This window comes from Paenibacillus dendrobii (assembly GCF_009807035.1).
Lineage (GTDB): Bacteria > Bacillota > Bacilli > Paenibacillales > Paenibacillaceae > Paenibacillus_AQ > Paenibacillus_AQ dendrobii.
Genome location: NZ_WUBI01000001.1, coordinates 2,177,281 through 2,190,112 on the forward strand (window position 1 = coordinate 2,177,281; position 12,832 = coordinate 2,190,112).

13 protein-coding genes are annotated in these 12,832 nt (G+C 51.1%); 3 read left to right on the plus strand and 10 right to left on the minus strand.

Annotated features, from left to right (window positions below; all coding sequences use genetic code 11):
- Positions 1-42: 42 nt before the first annotated feature.
- Positions 43-1,509 carry an MFS transporter gene (locus GRF59_RS09545; RefSeq protein WP_160497339.1) on the minus strand — a complete coding sequence of 489 codons (1,467 nt, stop codon included), beginning with the start codon at positions 1,507-1,509 and terminating at the stop codon, positions 43-45.
- A gap of 216 nt (positions 1,510-1,725) precedes the next feature.
- Here GRF59_RS09545 and GRF59_RS09550 point away from each other — a divergent pair, with 216 nt between their 5' ends.
- On the plus strand, positions 1,726-2,157 hold the full coding sequence (locus GRF59_RS09550) for a MarR family transcriptional regulator (RefSeq protein WP_160497340.1): 432 nt from the start codon (positions 1,726-1,728) through the stop codon (positions 2,155-2,157).
- A gap of 68 nt (positions 2,158-2,225) precedes the next feature.
- On the opposite strand, the gene GRF59_RS09555 is transcribed toward GRF59_RS09550, so the two are convergent.
- Positions 2,226-3,461 carry an amidohydrolase gene (locus tag GRF59_RS09555; RefSeq protein WP_160497341.1) on the minus strand — a complete coding sequence of 412 codons (1,236 nt, stop codon included), beginning with the start codon at positions 3,459-3,461 and terminating at the stop codon, positions 2,226-2,228.
- A gap of 19 nt (positions 3,462-3,480) precedes the next feature.
- A complete protein-coding gene (locus GRF59_RS09560; RefSeq protein ID WP_160497342.1) occupies positions 3,481-4,716 on the minus strand; it encodes an amidohydrolase in 1,236 nt (411 codons plus the stop codon).
- Positions 4,717-4,868: 152 nt separating this feature from the next.
- Between GRF59_RS09560 and GRF59_RS09565 the strand changes: the two genes are divergently transcribed.
- Together GRF59_RS09565 and GRF59_RS09570 are read left to right on the plus strand one after the other, a co-directional pair.
- The gene (locus tag GRF59_RS09565) at positions 4,869-5,753 is read left to right on the plus strand and encodes a LysR family transcriptional regulator (protein ID WP_160497343.1); all 885 of its coding nucleotides are present in this window, start codon (positions 4,869-4,871) and stop codon (positions 5,751-5,753) included.
- A 191-nt stretch (positions 5,754-5,944) separates the two neighbouring features.
- Positions 5,945-6,280 carry a ribosomal protein L7/L12 gene (locus GRF59_RS09570; protein ID WP_160497344.1) on the plus strand — a complete coding sequence of 112 codons (336 nt, stop codon included), beginning with the start codon at positions 5,945-5,947 and terminating at the stop codon, positions 6,278-6,280.
- Positions 6,281-6,436: 156 nt separating this feature from the next.
- Here the strand turns inward: GRF59_RS09570 and GRF59_RS09575 are convergent, their stop codons facing one another.
- The 7 genes from GRF59_RS09575 to GRF59_RS09605 form a co-directional block, all read right to left on the minus strand.
- Positions 6,437-7,117 carry an N-acetylmannosamine-6-phosphate 2-epimerase gene (locus GRF59_RS09575; RefSeq protein ID WP_160497345.1) on the minus strand — a complete coding sequence of 227 codons (681 nt, stop codon included), beginning with the start codon at positions 7,115-7,117 and terminating at the stop codon, positions 6,437-6,439.
- 15 nt (positions 7,118-7,132) lie between these two features.
- Positions 7,133-8,053, minus strand: a complete 921-nt coding sequence (locus tag GRF59_RS09580; protein WP_160497346.1) for a dihydrodipicolinate synthase family protein — start codon at positions 8,051-8,053, stop codon at positions 7,133-7,135.
- A 25-nt stretch (positions 8,054-8,078) separates the two neighbouring features.
- Complete coding sequence (locus tag GRF59_RS09585) at positions 8,079-8,960, minus strand: ROK family protein (protein WP_160497347.1); 882 nt, start codon at positions 8,958-8,960, stop codon at positions 8,079-8,081.
- A gap of 22 nt (positions 8,961-8,982) precedes the next feature.
- Positions 8,983-9,825, minus strand: coding sequence for a carbohydrate ABC transporter permease (locus GRF59_RS09590; protein WP_160497348.1), 843 nt, complete (start codon positions 9,823-9,825; stop codon positions 8,983-8,985).
- A gap of 10 nt (positions 9,826-9,835) precedes the next feature.
- Positions 9,836-10,711: a carbohydrate ABC transporter permease gene (locus tag GRF59_RS09595; RefSeq protein ID WP_160497349.1), complete on the minus strand. Its 876-nt coding sequence runs from the start codon at positions 10,709-10,711 to the stop codon at positions 9,836-9,838.
- 117 nt (positions 10,712-10,828) lie between these two features.
- A complete protein-coding gene (locus GRF59_RS09600; protein ID WP_160497350.1) occupies positions 10,829-12,232 on the minus strand; it encodes an ABC transporter substrate-binding protein in 1,404 nt (467 codons plus the stop codon).
- A gap of 41 nt (positions 12,233-12,273) precedes the next feature.
- Entirely contained in the window at positions 12,274-12,741 is a 468-nt protein-coding gene (locus GRF59_RS09605; RefSeq protein ID WP_160497351.1) for a NanQ anomerase/TabA/YiaL family protein, read from the minus strand.
- Positions 12,742-12,832: the final 91 nt, after the last annotated feature.

Below are 12,832 nucleotides of genomic sequence, written 5' to 3' on the forward strand. Positions count from 1 at the left end.
ATTGTATACCTTATCGGTCGGAATTGTCCAAGGCAGCGCATCTTAGCCCTTCGAAGCAGCTTGTTTATGTTTCGTGGTATACGCATGGTACATTCTCCATCCTGTCAGCAGTGCTGCAACCAGGCAAATGGAGGAGGATACTCTGAAGACGGTATGCATGCCGCTAAGGAAAATGTCCGGACGATCCGGAATAAGTCCGGTGACCCGGTGTCCCGCTTTGCTGCTCATGACGTGGAATAACGTCGTTGTCGCGATCGTGATCCCCACAACCATCCCCACATTGCGGACCAGAGAATTGACGCTCCCCGCCGAACCCAGCTGGGTTCGCGGAACCTGCGACATTACCAGAGAATTATTCGGTGATTGGAACAGTCCGCTGCCGATGCCCAGCATCGCGATCCAGGTACCTACGATAGCCAAAAAGCTGCCATCATGAAGCGAAGCCAGACCAAACTGCGCGATGACCATGACGATCAGTCCGGCAAAGGTTAGAGGTTCCGATCCTATTTTATCGGAAAGAGCACCGCTGAGCGGAGCAACAACGACCATGCAGATCGGGAAGAGCATCAGCAGGAAACCTGCCGAAAACGGAGACAGATTCAGCATGTTTTGGGCGTAAAACGGCGCGATGATATTGAAGCAAAAATTCGCTGAAAAGACGAGAAATCCGCACAGGATACTGACCGAAAACAGCGGATTCTTGAACAGCGACAGCTCCAGCAGAGGCTCCCGGCGAACAAGCTCCACCCGCAAAAATACGATCAGCACCGCCGCTGCCAGAATCAGCGAGAGAACAATCCAGATGTTGCCGTATCCGGCCTGTTGTCCAAGCAGAAGACCCACGAATAAAGCGAGAATAAATACGGCAAACAATAAACTGCCCGGGACATCGATCTTAGACTTGACTCTGACCAGATCCGCAGGCAGCACCTTCCATCCAATGAAGATGGCGATGAGGCCGATCGGAACGTTCACCCAGAAAATATATTCCCAGCCCAGAGAGGAAATGATCACTCCTCCCAGACTTGGTCCGGCTATACTGCCGAGAGAAACGAAGGTACCAATCAGCCCCAGCGCTTTCCCCCGTTCTTTGGCCGGAAAAATATCGGTAACGATCCCTTGGCTGTTGGCCATCAGCATCGATGCTCCCAAAGCCTGAACGACACGCGAAACGATCAGGAACGGCAAAGATCCGCTAAAACCGCATAATAGCGAGCCAAGAATAAAAATATAAGTTCCAAGCTTATAAATACGGATTTTGCCGACCATATCCCCAAGCTTTCCGAAAAACAGAATTACCGTGCAAATCGCCATCAGGTATGCCGTGGTCACCCATTCGATCTGAGCAATCGGCAATCCCAGCGTTTTGGACAACATGGGCAAGGCAATATTCACGATACTTCCATCCAGCGTGGACATGAATGTGAATAGATTAAGAACGACAAGAATCAGCCAGCGCTTCTTCTGAATGGCGGCGTCTTCCTGGTATGATTGAAAGGCTGAACTCATCATAACCTCCTGATTATCCTTATTTAGTTGCAAGCGCAACTAATTGATCGTAACCAGTGTAACTCATATTAGTTGCATGCGCAACAACATTGGGATAAAATATTTTATTGAAGAACGCTGCAAAAATAGCGAAATAGAGGGATCTAGACTACAATGGATGCATCTATCGTTAATCTCCCTGTTTCCGTTATTACTTATCCAAAAGAGGTGCCCCTCGTGAAAAAGGAACCGATCGGCAAACTGATTTCATACATTCACCGTTCCAACCAAAAAATACTTTTCAAGCGTCTGGCTCCCTATGGCATAGGCAGCGGCGGGCAGCACAGCTTCCTGAAGCTGGTTCTGCGGAGCCCTGGAATCACCCAGGATCGACTGACACAGGAGCTTAAATTCGATAAAGCCACCACGGCAAGAGCCGTAAAGCATCTGGAGCAGGCCGGTTATGTCGAGCGGATCACGGATCCGGAAGACCGCCGCTCACTCCTTCTGTATCCGACCGAGAAAGCGAAGACATTCAGGCCGAAACTGCAATCGATTCTGGATGAGAACAACCGGAGGCTGGTTCAACACTTAGGTCCGGGGGAAGAAGATCAGCTAATCGAGCTCCTCGACAAAATCGGTCTCAGTCTCTCCAAACTGGAGGACTGATCTCAAACATCAAAAGGCCGCAAACACGGTATGTGTTTTGCGGCCTTTTGGAATTTGCTCAAGATTAATTATACTTCCACCGTATTCAGCGAACCTGCGACAACGTTTCCTTTATACAGCGTTGCGGTTCTCTTCGCTCTTCTTGCAACCGCTTCGGCGGAGCAGGATGCTTCAACCAGGACCAAGCTTGCTTCATCCCCAGCTTTGGGCCAAGCTTGTTTACCTGTCTGATCCAGCGGCGTAATTCCATCTGTAATATACCCCAGCGTTTGTCCCAGCGACAATTCGTCCACCCAATGCGAAATTTCGGCAAGACGTCCTGCCCGTTCCATGATATCCCCGTTCCCGAACGGCGACCAAATATCAAACACATTGTCACAGCCCACCGCAACGGATACGCCATGGTCATGCAGCAGTCGTACAGGCGGAAATTTCCGTCCCATAGGAACGCTCGTGATAATAGTCATATCAGCGGCAGCCAACAACTCTGCCATTTCCGCCGCTTGCTGTGCTGGGATATCGCCCAGGCTAAATGCATGGCTGACGGCCACTCTGCCCTGAAGCCCCGCTTCTATGGTCAATTCGGCGAGCCTCTTGATCGTAAATATTCCCAGACGGTCCGGGTCATGCAGATGCAGATCGATGCCTGCGTTTTCTTCGGAGGCGATCTTCACCATCGTCTGCAGCGATTTCTCCACATCGCCGTCCACGGTTGCCGGATCGACGCCGCCGACCAGACCGGCTCCCTTCCGTATGGCTTCTCTCACGAGTTGTTCCGAACCGGAACGAAGCAGTCCCTGCTGCGGAAAAGCCACGATTTCGTAGGACAGCTTATCTTCGTACTTGCGCAGTGCTTCCTGTACCTCTTCCAAATGGGTTAACCCCACCTCAGGAAAAATATCCACATGGGTGCGGATGTGTGTAGCCCCTGATTTCAAGGAAGCTTCCAGGTAATTCTCAGCACTCTCCCTGATGGATAAGGAACGCTTGGAATCAAATTCCCGTTCCTCATCCAGTCTGCCGAAAATAGATTTCGCCGGCGTAACTGCTCTCCAGCGTCCGCCTAACAGCGCTTTATCGAGATGACAGTGCTTCTCCACAAAAGAAGGCAGCACGAGACGGAATCCCGCATCCATTTGTGGTAGCTGGTCAGCAATCGGCTGATCTGCCGGAATGATTTTCGTGATGTTTCCATCTTCAATAAGCAGATGCCGTATTTCCGTTTCCGTCCCGGTGATCACATTCTGTTGAACCTGGTAACTACTTTCCAGACGGGCGTTTACAAGCCAAAACCGATGTTCCATCATGCATCATCCTTTCTAATTATTGCTCACGCCCCAGATTGCCTGAAACGAGATTTCCTTTATATAAAACTGCCTGACGTTTAGATCTTCTGGCAACGGCTTCCGCGGAACAGCTCGCTTCCACCACAACCACGCTTGCTTCGTCTCCGATTCGTGGCCACATCTGTTCACCATCATGGTTCAGCGGCGTGATTCCTCCGGTAATATAACCAAGAGCTTGTCCGAGCGCCCGTTCATTCGCGAGCCCGAAGCGCTCCGCTAATATGCCCGCCTTTTCCAGCATGTCTCCTTTTCCGAAGGGGGACCAGTGATCCATAATACTGTCATCTCCCAGGGATATCTGCACCCCGTGCGATTGCAGCAGCGGAATAGGAATAGTCCGGCCCAGCGGTACGGAGGAAGCGATCGCAATGCTCAGGCTGGATAGCCTTTCAGCCATGGCGGTTGCCTTTTCCGGTGTGCAGTCGGCAAGTGCCAGCGCATGGCTTAAGGTGACTCTGCCCTGCCAACCGGCTGCTTCCGTCAAATCCGCCAACCGTTCAAATGTGAACATGCCGAGTTGTCCTCCGTCATGGATATGCAGATCAATATCCGCATCGGCTTCAACCGCAAGCTCCATGATCGTGTGCAGCGATTTCTCGATATCGCCGTCGACCGTAGCCGGATCGACGCCCCCAACCAATGAAGAGCCGTTTCTCAACGCATCCCTCACCAGGGAAACGGACTGGCTGCGAAGCAATCCATGCTGCGGGAAGGCAACAATCTCGATCGAAGCTTTCCCTTGATAGTCTTCCACCGCTTTCAGCGTTTCCTCCAGATTCCGAAGTCCGATGACGGGGTCAATATTGACGTGGCTGCGGATGCGCGTCGTACCTGCCTGGAGCAATAAATCAATCAGCTTGCCCGCTCTTTCCCTTGCGACAGGCAGCTGCCTAGGAAGCAGCTCCCGTTCTTCTTCCAGCCTCGTGAAAATGCCGTTTGAGGGAATTGACGGAGCCTTCCATGGTCCTCCGTAATAGGTTTTATCCAAATGGATGTGCATGTCGCGGAAAGAGGGCAGCAGCAGCCCGCCGTTCATATTCCATTTGGGCAGCGCATCCTCAAGCATGACGGAGGCAGATTTGAGTTCGGCAATCCTTCCATTTTCGATTCTGACATGAAAGATGCCGGTTTCCGTTCCGGTTACGGCCCCGTTTTCATATTTATAGCCGGTTTCCAGTCTGACATCGGTTAACCAGTAATGGGCTTCCTGCATGGCTTATCTTCGTCTCCTCTCGAATTCGGATACTGGTACGCTGAGTCTTTGAGACTCCGTATGGATATGCTAACATGGGTATGACTATATGAATAATATTAATATTGTTTCTTTTAATAAGTTTTATCATATATAAGGAGGAAATTGAGACCATGGATATCCGCCAGCTGCGATATTTCATTGCCATAGCGGAAGAACGGAAAATCTCCGCCGCCGCTCAGCGGCTACATATGTCCCAGCCCCCGTTAAGCCAGCAGCTCAAAGCGATGGAAGAAGAGCTCGGGACCCTGTTGCTCGAGAGAACGGGCAAGCTTCTGGAATTAACCGAATCGGGAAAAGCACTATACCGTTATGCTTTGCAAGTAACGCAGCTGATGGAAGAAGCAGTTACCGAGGTCAAAGAGGTCGGAGATGGCGTGAAGGGAAGTCTGAATCTCGGGATCAACACCTTGTCCTCCGTCGAGCTGCCGGGACTGCTCCATCAGTTTAGGTCACGATACCCCCACGTCACGTATAAAATTCAGCAAAACGAATCCTCCCGCCTGTGTGAACTGGTCAAAAATCGGGTACTGGAACTTGCCATCATCCGCCTGCCTTTGGAGCTGGACGACTTTTCGGTACTCCATCTGCAGGCAGAGCCGTTTTATTTCATTACTTCGCAGCAGATGCCTGCATTGGGATCTGCTGTGGCTTTATCCGATCTGCAAGAAATTCCGCTGATGCTTCCGAGCACTGAGGGATTAGGGGTATACTATACCATTCAGATGGCTTTTTCGGCGCAGCATCTCAAACCGAACATCATTGCCGAATGCTCCGACATCCCTCTGCTGCTGCAATTGGTATCCTCCGGTTTCGGCTCGGCCATTGTGCCTGAAACGGTCATCGCGCAACTACCGGGCAGAGGCATCCGCGCTTTTCCAATCACGGATGACCATTTATCGGGATCTATGGGGCTAATATCGCTCAAGGGCCATCATTTGTCCGCAGCCGCGCAGCATTTTATGGAATTGATCCAGATCAGGACGACGGAGAAATAGCATAGAACCTCCATAAGAAAAACATCGATCTACATGCCCTGCCAGGAAGACGGTTGCTTGAAAAAGACCTGATCCAGCATGACTATGCTATGATTAGGTGACTCGTCATCGGGGTTATTGGCGAAGTGCTTTCCCATTCTTTAGTTTGTTTTATATAGTTAAAGATCCACATATGAGAGGGTATGATCATTTTGGAAACGAGCGAAATTCTAGCGGTCATTGCCATTGTCATTTCTCTTTTTCTTTTCATCAGAGTCATCAGCCTGCAAAGCCAGATGAATAATATCAAAGCCGATTTGGAGTGGATGCGGAACCGGGCGGGTTCACAGTCCGTTCCCGTCCCGGCAGCAACCTCCCCTACACCTTCCGGAGGGCAGGAAACAGCCGACTCTGCTCTTGATGAAAGGCTCCTCTTCCTGCTTCAATCCGGACAAAAGATCAAAGCGATCAAGGAGATTCGGGAAGTCCGTTCATTGGGCCTAAAGGAAGCGAAAGAATATGTGGAGGCTTTGGAACGGAACGTATAGGCTCAGACTGCAGTCGGTTTAGATCACAGTTATCCACATGGCATGCATGATAAAAAAGCCGTCGACACATCCTCTGTGTCAACGGCTTTATCATTATTCCAGTCCGATTCGACCCCTCGGAAGCTCCAATTACTTGACTGACTTCGAAAGTTAACCTTATTTCTGCGCGGCCTGTACGAATCTGGCCGTAATTTCCTTCGGTCTTGTAATGGCGCCGCCGACCACCGCAGAAACGGCTCCCAGTTCCAAGCACCGGTTATACATTTCGGGCGTCATAACATTGCCCTCCGCAATGACGGGAAGGTCTACCTCACGCAAAACGGACTTCAAAAATTCAAAATCATTATCATACAGCTTCGTGGTTGATGTATACGGCGTGTATCCGTGAAGCGTGGTGGACACGCAGTCAAATCCCAGCTCCTGCGCGAGGATGGCCTCGTCTAGCGTTGAAATATCCGCCATTAGTTGCACTGACGGGTTATGCTCCCGGCAGTAGGCGACCAGCTCAGCCAATGTCTCCCCGTTCGGACGGCTGCGCTTCGTGCAGTCCATCGCGATCATTTCGCAGCCGCTTTCCAGCAGCTCACCGATCTCCTTTTTCGTGGCTGTAATGAACACTTCGCTATCCTGGTAATCGCGCTTCACAATGCCAATCACAGGCAAGGATACCTCCTGCTTGATCGCGATAATATCTTCCTTGCTGTTGGCCCGAATGCCAACAGCGCCGCCTTCCATGGCCGCCAAAGCCAGCTTGGACATGATAAACGAGCTGTGAAGAGGCTCATAATCAAGCGCCTGGCAAGAAACCACAAGTCCGCCTTTAATCTGTTCGATCATCGCTGCATGCCTCCTTTACGCACCCGTATGCCGGGTAACCGTTTCTTCAATCTCCCGGTTCAGCTCAGCCAGTGAAGCATGATGCTCCGGCAGGACCGGAAGCATTGGAAGACGCGGAGCGCCCGTCTCAATACCGCGGAGACTCAGGATGTATTTGCAAGCTCCATACATGGACGGGTAGCTCAGTAATTTCTTAATGATGCGGTTGATTTGCGTTTGAAGTTCCTGGGCTTCTTCGATGTTATTCTCTATGAACAAACGGTTCAGTTTGACGAAAAGCTCCGGCATCACGCCGTACGTTCCGCCGATCCCGCCGTCGGCACCCATAATGCGGCCCGCAAGAAACTGCTCATCTGGTCCGTTGAACACGAGGAACTCATTGCCGCCGGTTTCCTTGTACTGCTGCAGCTCAAAGGTGCTTTCCCCGGACATTTTCACGCCGATGACCTTGTCTTGTTTCGCCAGCTTGGCTAAAAGGCTTGTGCTCAGCGTAAACCCCGTCGTCTGGGGAATATTGTAGATGATGAACGGCAGGTCCGTGCTGTCGATCATATGCTGCCAGTGGTTTTCCACCGCCGCTTCCGGCAGACGGTAATAGATCGAAGGAACCGCCGAAATGATATCCGCGCCGCACTTCTCGGCATGCTTCGAAAGCTCCACGGCTTCCCGTGTCGAGTTCGCTCCGACATGCACGATGATGGTCAGCTCGCCTTTCACTTCTTCCATGACCGCTTCCAGCACCTGCTTGCGCTCTTCTGCGTTCTGCAAAATACCTTCACCGGAGCTGCCTCCGACATATAGTCCTTTGACACCTTTGCCTACATAATATCTAGCCAGTTTTTTCACCCGGTCCTGGTCCACGTTGCCTGCTTCGTCATAAGCCGAATACATGGCGATATAAATGCCTTTATATTGAGAAACGATGTCTGAATTCATGGTTTGACGCATCTCCATCTCTGTCTTATTTATAGTAAGGATACACCGCACCGTACAATGCGGCTTTATTGCCTAGTTCCGCAGTCACAAGTACGGTCTTGGAGAATCCCTCCGGTAAGTAGTCCGTCACATGGGCGTTGATCTTGTCCAGCAAAAATCCCTTCTGCTCCGAGACTCCCCCGCCGATGACGATGATGGACGGGTCCGCATACAGGATCATTTCCGCGATGCCTCTCGCGATCTCCTCTGTCCAGCTGTCAATCAGCCGCAAGTATGCCGGTTCGCCCTGACGGGCACGCCCGAACAGCTCGAAGCCGTCTCCGTGAAAGCCTTCAATTTCCCTGGGGGCCCGTGCCATTAAAGCCGACATGGAAGCCCGCTGCTCATACGTCGTGCCGCTAGCCTTGTCGAACAAGGTGTGGCCAATTTCCCCGGCCCGGTAATGGGCACCAAGCACCGTCTCGCCACGGCTGAACATGCACCCGCCAATGCCCGTGCCGAGCGTCATGCAGAAGAAGTGATCGCTGCCCTGGGCAGCTCCCTTCCACCATTCTCCGCGGGCTGCGGCGTTAACGTCATTCGCGATCGAAACGGGAATCCCGTAACGTTCTTCGATCATCTTTTTCAGGTTCGTACCCTTATATGAAGGAATCGTGCCGCCGGCAAACAGAATCTCGCCGCTCTCCGTATCCACGACCCCCGCCGTACTGATGCCAACGCCTGTAATGCTGTTTCCATAAGCTTCAATTAGAGCTCTCATGATGCCGAAAACGGCCTCTGGAATTCGAATGTTGGCTTCCCCTGCAGGCGTGGGAACCTTCTGATGAAAAACGATTTGCGCATCCGGGCCGAATACGGCTGCCTTGATCTCCGTACCGCCCACATCAATGCCTATGATATGCTCCATTCTTTTAACCCCGCTTGTGTCCTTATTCCTTCACGGCACCGCCGGCAATCCCTCTTGTAAAGTATCTTTGGAACAAAAGGAAGATCAACAGCATCGGCACAGCCGCTACGGTTGCACCCGCCATTTTGTATGCAAAGTTCGGATTCAAATCCTGCATCAGCGTGGCAATGCCGACCATCAGCGTTTTCACGTTTTTGTCCTGCCCGATGACGAGCTGCCACAGATAATCGTTCCATACTTGAACGAAGTTCAAAATAAACAGGGCGCCGATGCCCGGTTTGACGATCGGCAGCAGGATTTGCAGGAATGTCCTCGTTTCGCCGGCACCGTCGATACGGGCCGCTTCCCGGAGCGCATCGGGCACGCTGTCGAAGAAGCCTTTGAGCAGGAACACGCCGAAGGCCGTGGCGACGTTGGGCCAAATCATGCCCCAAAGCGAGTTCACCATGCCAAGGTCCTGCGTAATCCGGAACAAAGGAACGATCATGACTTCTTTAGGGACCATCAGGCTTGAGATAAAGACGACGAACAGCACGTTTTTCCCGAAGAAATTCAGCTTGGAAAATGCATATGCAGCCATCGAGCTGGCAATAACGACCAGAATGGTGCTGACTCCGGCCACATACAAGCTGTTGAACGTCCAGCGCAAGGCAGGCTGATTATTGAAAACATCGGTATAATTGCTGAACGTGAATGTTCTCGGCCACCAGTCCGGCGGCATTTTGATGACATCGGAGCTGTTTTTGAGCGAGCTTGTAAACAGCCAGTAGAGCGGAAACAAATTCAACACGGCGAAGACGATAATGATGATATTCGAGACAATATCGTACTTCTCTCGCTTTTTCTTCTCTTTCGTTTGAAGCATGATTTATCCCTCACTTCTCCTTGAACATTGCTCTGAGCTGCGGAATGGAGAGCAACATCGTAATCAGGAACATGATGACGCCCACCGCCGAAGCAACGCCCAGCTGGTTATACTTGAACGCGTTGTTGTAGAGATAATACATCATGGTGACGGAAGCGTTGTTCGGACCGCCGCCCGTCAGCAGCTGGATGACGACGAAGATTTTCAATACGGCAATGATGTTGATGATCGTGATGTATATCGTGGTCGGCTTGACCAGCGGAATCAGGATCTGGAAAATGATCCGAACCCGGCTCGCCCCGTCCACCTCGGCCGCTTCGAACAAATCCTTCGGCACGCCGATCATCGCCGCAATGTATAGAATGATCGCCTGACCGACGTTGGTTGCGAATGTAACAAATATGATCACCGGCAGAACCGTGTGTTTATTGCCAAGCAAATTGACGATCGAAAAATCCATTTCCCTTGCCGCATACGAAATGAGACCGTTGGCCGGATTCAGCAGGAATCCCCAAACCATACTCATGACGACCATGGAAACCATGACAGGGATGTAATAGCTCCCCCGGATAAACGATACGTATTTCGCGTTTTTATCAAATACGGAGGAAGCGACGAATATCGAGAAAGCGACTGTTAGAAGAACTATGAATACGACAAAAATAACCGTGTTGTAAATCGACTTGAAAAAAACGGGATCATGGAACAGCGTCACGTAGTTGTCGAAACCGACGAACGTTTCCTGATTGAATTGTACCTTGTACAGACTGAGCCTGATGCCTTCAATGATTGGATAGACGATAAAAATCAGGAACATCAAGAATTGTGGCAAAATGAACAGATAGCCGGTCACATTTTCTTTCCAGTGATAGTTTCTCAGTTTCATGGTTATCCGTTACCTTTCCAATCCGATTCCACTGCCGCCGCGGGCCGGGCCGTAAGCGGCAGGGAACGAATCTTGTTTATATGTCTGGATTATGCTGCCTCTAGATCACTGCCGATGTTACTTTTTGAAAATAACCGAGCTTTCCTTGGCTTTCTGAATGACCGCATTGCCCTTCGTCTGGTAATCCTTGATCGCTTGGGCAGGCGACTTCTCGCCGATGTACATCGCTTGCAGCTCCGGATACAGCACTTGTCTCAGCTCGCTGTAGCCCGGTACGTTGCCCGTGAAGTTGAACAGGTTCGATGCATTCGCGTCGTAAGCGGCGAACAAAGGATATTTGTCTTTGAACTCGGCTGCTACTGAACTTCTTACCGGAATGCTGTTCTTGGACGCTTTCACAAGCTCCGGATCGGTGGAGAAGTATTTCACGAAATCTTTTGCCACCTGAGTTTTCACGGCATCGCCCGTTTTGAATACAGATGCGCCGACCACATAAGTGAAGGAAAGCGGCGATCCGCTTGCGGATGGGATGTTGGCCAAACGGATATCGAATTTCGGTGCTTTGCCTGCTTCCATGTCTGCTTTCGAGTTATTGAACAGCACCGGATTCGTGAAGCTGATCGCGAGCTGCTGGTTTTGGAACATCGCGTTGGCATCGTTCGAAGATACGGATTCGGCACCCGGGTTCGTGTAGCCTTCGCTGTAGATTTTCTTCAGCCATTCAGCCGCTTTGACGCCGTTCGCGTCGTCCACGGTAATGTTGCCTTGATCATCAAAGAATTTGTTGCCGAACATCCGAAGATAAGCCAGGTTCCAGGTATCGCCCTGATTATTCAGCGCGTACAGCCCCATTGGGTAAGAGCCTTTCGGAAGCTTTTCTTTCAGAGTCTTCAGGATCTTGTCGTAATCGTCCATCGTCCACGTCTTGATCGCATTCTCGTCGCCTACGTAGCTTTCGAGGCCGGCAGCCTTGAACATATCGGCATTGTAAGCCAGCGTGCCCGGGTTATGGGCGAACGGATAGAAATACACTTTGTCGCCGAAGGTTACGTTGTCCCAGTACTTCTGGTCAATATCTTTCTTCGCTGCGTCGTCGACGATATCATCAAGCGGCTCCAGCGCTCCACGATGCACGTAATCGCCCATGGCGAATACGCTTTCAAAGAAAATATCCGGAGGCGTGCCGCCATTCAGATTCACGTTCAGCATTTCGTCGCGCTGATCGCCCGCGATCACCTGCACGTTCACTTTCACGTCATGCTTGTCGTACTGCTTCGAAAATTTATCCGCGGCATATTTGAAAAAGCTGTCATAATCCGCATTTTGCTCCGAAGCATCCATAACGCCCTTCCACTGCGGAGTCAGCCACAGGTTCAGCTCCACCTTATCTTTTTTGCCGGATGCTGTATCCCCGCCGCTGCTTACGTCCGCATCCTTTTGACTTCCGCCAGAGCATCCTGCCAGAAGCGACATCAGGAGAACAAGCGCGGTAGTAGCCGAAAACACACGTTTTTTAAACATCGAATAATGCCCCCTTTAAATCTTGTTGTGTGTAAAAGATGTTAAAACAGGTTCCGATTGATCTTGATGACGACCTTTCTCACTTCGGATGGCTCCGTCTCGGTCAAGCCCGGCCGGTGAATATCCTCAGGGAGCAGAACCGTGTACATTCCCTGCGTAAGCCGGATCATGGACTCCTGTTCAAGCTCCGTGTACAAGGAATAATCCTCTTCCGGATTGCTCTCAGACGGTGCCGTCTGTTCATTCTGCAGCTGCCAGCCGATCAGCTCCTCTCCCTCAATCACGTAGTGAATATCGAGAAAGCATTCATGTTTCTCTGCGGACTGCATCGAAGCCGGTTTGGTTTGGATCCTCGAAATGATGGCAAACATATCTTGTCCCCAAATGGAATATTTCCCTTCTTCGAGAAGCCCAAAATCTGTGTCTTGCAGAAAATCTACCGCCTTGCGCAGCACCGGATGTACACACTCCCGCTGCGCTGCCCAATGCTTCAAAGATCCGATGATCATGCTGTGGAATTCCTCCTTACGGCTGTATTCAAGAGCCTTTCAGGACTTGCCTCTGTGTGAAAGGCTTATAGGAAAAGTATAGCTGCGAAGA